This window comes from Mesorhizobium sp. M4B.F.Ca.ET.089.01.1.1, assembly GCF_004022605.1.
Classification (GTDB): Bacteria; Pseudomonadota; Alphaproteobacteria; order Rhizobiales; family Rhizobiaceae; genus Mesorhizobium; species Mesorhizobium abyssinicae.
Genome location: NZ_RZOS01000516.1, coordinates 1 through 3,652 on the forward strand (window position 1 = coordinate 1; position 3,652 = coordinate 3,652).

Consider the following 3,652-nt stretch of genomic DNA (forward strand, 5'->3'; position numbering starts at 1 on the left):
GATCAGCTGGATCGACCTGGCGCAGGCCGACTACAACGCCCGCCTGCAGCAATCGATCGCCACCGGCACCGTCGACTTCGACATCATCGAGATGGGCGCGCCCTTCGAAGGCGATGTCTGCGGCAAGGGCCTGACCTCCGAAATGCCCGACTGGGTCAAGAAGCAGATCGATTTCGACGACCTAGTCAACTACCTGAAGCCGCCGGTCGGCACCTGGAACGGCAAGCAGTACCGCGTCACCATCGACGGCGACGCGCACAACTTCAACTACCGCACCGACGTGTTCGCCGATGCCGATCTCGCCAAGGCGTGGAAGGAAAGCGGCGCGACGACAGAATGGGGCGTGCCGAAGACTTGGCAGGAAGTGCAGGCCGTCACCAAGTTCCTCAAGGGCAAGCAGTTCAAGGGCCAGGACGTCTATGGCTATCTCGACGCGCCCAAGCCCTGGGGCGGCTTCGGCTTCTACTTCCTCGGCAGCCGCGCCAGCGCCTATGCCAAGCATCCCGACGACAAGGCCTGGCTGTTCGATGCCGACACGATGAAGCCGCGCATCAACAATCCGGCGTGGGTGCGGGCGATCCAGGACGTCATCGACGCCCTGCCCTCGGAGCCACCAGACCAGATCAACGCCGATCCGAACACCACCGGCTTCCAGCAGTTCCTGGCCGGCACCGGCTCGATGATCCCGTGGTGGGGCGACATCGGCTCCAACGTCAAGACGAACGACTCGTCGGTCATCGGCGACGTCACCGGCTTCTCGATCCTGCCCGGCTCGGACGACGTCTACAATTCGAAGACCGGCCAGTGGGACAAGCTTGCCAGCGGGCCGAACTACTCGCCGAACTGCGCCTATCTCGGCTGGGGCGTCTATGTCATGGCCCGCGTCGACAGCGACGAGAAGAAACAGAAGGCGGCCTGGTCGGCGGCGGCCCATCTCGGCGGCAAGGACCTGTCGCTCTGGTGCGCGGCCTATCCGTCGGGCTTCCAGCCGTACCGCAACAGCCATTTCAACATTCCGGAATGGGTGGCGGCGGGCTACGACGAGGCGTTCATCAGTTCCTACCTCAAGTCCGAGGGTGACAGCTACAACCATCCGAACGCGGCGATCGAGCCACGCATCCCCGGCATCTTCCAGTACTACAGCGCCGCCGAGGACATCCTGGCCAACACCTTCGCCGGCAAGATGAAGGCACAGGAAGGCGCCGATGCCATCGCCGCCGCCTGGGAGAAGCTCACCGACCAGATCGGCCGCGAAAACCAGATCAAGCTCTACAAAGCCTCGCTCGGCGTGTAGCCTGATCGTATGATGAACCGGGGTCCGGCGACGCGTAGCCGCCGGACCTCGTTTTGACCGGCCAGCCGGTCGCTAGCTTTTGTATCGACGGACGGGACGCGTGGCTGACCAGACCTTGCCCACCAATGCATGGCCGGCTAACGGCGTTCCAGCCGATCTGATCCCACCCGGCCGCAAGCGGCTCGGTTTCGCTTTGATGGCCGCGGCGACGCTCGGCCTGCTCGCCGTCATCGCGCTGCAGATCCTCTACAAGACGGAAGTCACCACGCTCGGCTTCGATACCTGGCGGCCGATCGTCTATGCCTATGTGCTGTGGGGCGTGGCGCTGGGCGTCGGTCAGGTGCTGACGCGCGGCGAGGACGGTCAGCGCGCGCTGTTCCTGCTTCCCGCGCTATTGTTCACCATCGCCATGGTGGTGTTCCCGACGTTGTTCGGCTTCTACATCGCGCTGACGGACTGGAACCTCAGCTCCTTCTCCGGCCGCAAATTCAACGGGCTCGACAATTTCTGGCAGATGCTGGCCGACCCATACTACCGCAACGCGCTGTTCAACATGGTGCTCTATGTGCTCGCGGTGTTCGTCGAATACATCATCGCCTTCGGCCTGGCGCTGCTCCTCAACGCGCAGATCCGCGCGCGCAAATTCTTCCGGGTCGTCTTCCTGATGCCCTTGATGCTGTCGCCGGTCGCGGTGTCATGGATGATCGGCAAGTCGCTGATGGAGTATCGCTTCGGTCCGGCCGCGACGCTGGCGCGACATCTCGGCTGGGACAATCCAGCCTTCTTCTCCAACCCGATCACCGCGCGCATCTCGATCATGGTGCTGGACGCCTGGACCTTCATCCCGTTCATGATGATCATGCTGCTGGCCGGCCTGCAGGCGATGTCGCGCGAGGTGCTGGAGGCGGCCCGCGTCGACGGCGCCACCACCTGGCAGACGTTCTGGCAGGTCACCTTCCCGCTGATGCTGCCGGTGTCGGTGACGGCGGTGATCCTGCGTATCATCTTCAAGCTGAAGCTGGCCGACATCATCATCACCGTGACGTCAGGCGGCCCCGGCGGCGCCACGGATTCGGTGTCGAGCTTCATCTACCGCGAGTACCGCGACCGCTCGAATGTCGGCTACGGCACGATGCTGGCCATGGCCTATCTCGTCATCATCATCGTGTTCGTGACCTGGCTGCTGAAATTCGCCAGCCGTTTCGTGCGCAACGTCAACTGAGCGGCCGGCAACATGAGCGTCCAGACCACCGACTATTCCGTCTCCGAAATCAGCTCGCCGGCGAGCTTCCTGACCAGCCGCGTCTTCATCTATGGCGCGCTGGTGTTCTGGTCCTTCATCTGCCTTTTCCCGATCTACTGGACGATCACGACGTCATTCAAATCGGCGGTCGACGTCACCCAGGGCCATCTGATCCCGTTCGTCGACTTCCAGCCTGACTGGAAGGGCTGGCGCTCGCTCGGCCTGTCGCCGGACTCGATCACGCAGACCTCGACTGTGCGGGACGAGTTCTTCAAGCGCTTCATGAATTCGGTCATCGCCTCGGTCGGCGCATCCGGCCTCGCCATCATCATCGGCAGCCTCGCCGCCTACGGCCTGACCCGCTACCGCTACCACTTCGCCTGGTTCAAGAACGAGGACATCTCCTTCTTCTTCCTGTCGCAGCTGATCCTGCCGCCGGTGGTGCTGGCGCTGCCCTTCCTGGTGCTCTACCGCGAGGTCGGCCTGCTCGACACGCGCGTCGGGCTGATCCTGCTCTACACGCTGATGGTGCTGCCGATCGTCATCTGGATCATGCGCGACCAGTTCAACTCGATCCCGGTCGAGCTCGAGGAAGCTGCGCTCGTCGACGGGCTGTCGATCTGGGGAGCCTTCTTCCGCATCGTCATGCCGATCGCGCTGCCCGGCATGGTCGCCGCCTTCATCCTGGCGATGGTGCTGTGCTGGAACGAGTATTTCTTCGCCGCGCTTTTGACCTCGACCGACGCCAAGACCATTCCCGTCATGGTGGCGAGCCAGACCGGATCGCAAGGCATCAACTGGTGGTCGATGGCCGCACTCGCCACCGCCGCCATCACGCCGCTTGCCGTCATCGGCATCCTTCTGGAGCGCTACCTGATCATGGGCATGACGGCCGGCGCGGTGAAGTAGCGCTTCAGCTCGCCGCTTTCCCCAGGAAGACGGAGCTTATCCGGTCGCGAAACATCTCGGCGGTTGCCGCCGTGCCGAAATCGCGCGTCTCAAAACGCTCGCCTTTCAGCGTCGTCAGGACCACCGAGAAGGTCGGGCCGCCGCTGTCCCATTCGATCCTGCGCAGACGGAAATCGGCAATGTCGCCCGGGCCGAGACGATAGCGG

4 protein-coding genes are annotated in these 3,652 nt (G+C 63.4%); 3 read left to right on the forward strand and 1 reads right to left on the reverse strand.

Annotation, left to right across the window (positions count from 1 at the left end):
• The 3 genes from EN780_RS29705 to EN780_RS29715 form a co-directional block, all read left to right on the forward strand.
• Nucleotides 1-1,294: sugar ABC transporter substrate-binding protein (locus EN780_RS29705; protein ID WP_128276075.1), on the forward strand; the 1,294-nt coding region annotated here is incomplete at its 5' end.
• A gap of 100 nt (nt 1,295-1,394) precedes the next feature.
• Complete coding sequence (locus EN780_RS29710; protein ID WP_127282113.1) at nt 1,395-2,516, forward strand: sugar ABC transporter permease; 1,122 nt, start codon at nt 1,395-1,397, stop codon at nt 2,514-2,516.
• Nucleotides 2,517-2,528: 12 nt separating this feature from the next.
• Complete coding sequence (locus EN780_RS29715; protein ID WP_126054889.1) at nt 2,529-3,446, forward strand: carbohydrate ABC transporter permease; 918 nt, start codon at nt 2,529-2,531, stop codon at nt 3,444-3,446.
• A 4-nt stretch (nt 3,447-3,450) separates the two neighbouring features.
• Here the strand turns inward: EN780_RS29715 and EN780_RS39035 are convergent.
• Nucleotides 3,451-3,652 (reverse strand): hypothetical protein (locus EN780_RS39035; protein ID WP_189556840.1); only part of this gene is annotated, 202 nt, incomplete at its 5' end.